Below are 851 nucleotides of genomic sequence, written 5' to 3'. Positions count from 1 at the left end.
CGCCGCTACTGGGGGAATCTCGGTTGATTTCTTTTCCTCTGGGTACTTAGATGTTTCAGTTCCCCAGGTTCGCCTCGCAACACTATGTATTCATGTTGCGATGATGCACAGAGTGCACCGGGTTTCCCCATTCGGACATCGTCGGCTGTAGCGGTTCATATCACCTTACCGACGCTTTACGCAGATTAGCACGTCCTTCATCGCCTCTGACTGCCAGGGCATCCACCGTGTACGCTTAGTCGCTTAACCTCACAACCCACAGGCGTTTTACAACGCTGCAGACTGCAAGCATTTGAGAGACTCGAACACATCGTTTATTCATTCTTATTACGGAGAATGAACACGACGTGTCGTTTCAATTTTCAGCTTGTTCCGGATTGTTAAAGAGCATAATACTTCGCAGCACACCGTTGCCGGTACGCTCTGAAGTATTGTTTTGAATCACTGTAATGGTGGAGCTAAGCGGGATCGAACCGCTGACCTCCTGCGTGCAAGGCAGGCGCTCTCCCAGCTGAGCTATAGCCCCATACAGTTACTGCAGAGACCTTCTACTACCACTCACCAGGAGTTACTTTTTCATTTACATGAAAACGTAAATTCGTGCTCAGGCAAGGCATGTAGGAGGGAAGTTTACTTGGGTAAACGACCGAGTACATAACGCCGCATGAGTGCGAATTTGGTAGGCCTGAGTGGACTTGAACCACCGACCTCACCCTTATCAGGGGTGCGCTCTAACCACCTGAGCTACAAGCCTGTAGAGGTTTTTTCTGCTCGTTACTTTTCTATCAGACAATCTGTGTGAGCACTGCGCGGGAAGGTATCTTCAGGTAAGGAGGTGATCCAACCGCAGG

At 49.8% G+C, this 851-nt stretch carries 2 tRNA genes and 1 rRNA gene; all 3 read right to left on the bottom strand.

Annotated features, from left to right (window positions below):
• Positions 1–249 (bottom strand): 23S ribosomal RNA (locus ACCW76_RS20900); the annotation flags it as partial.
• Positions 250–450: 201 nt separating this feature from the next.
• A tRNA-Ala gene (locus tag ACCW76_RS20895) sits at positions 451–526 on the bottom strand.
• A gap of 151 nt (positions 527–677) precedes the next feature.
• Positions 678–754: transfer RNA gene (locus ACCW76_RS20890), tRNA-Ile, on the bottom strand.
• Positions 755–851: the final 97 nt, after the last annotated feature.

This window comes from Pantoea sp. C8B4, from assembly GCF_051336905.1.
In the GTDB taxonomy this organism is placed as follows: domain Bacteria; phylum Pseudomonadota; class Gammaproteobacteria; order Enterobacterales; family Enterobacteriaceae; genus Pantoea; species Pantoea rwandensis_B.
Note: the sequence above shows the minus strand (reverse complement) of the source record. Positions and strands in the feature narration are given on the sequence as shown.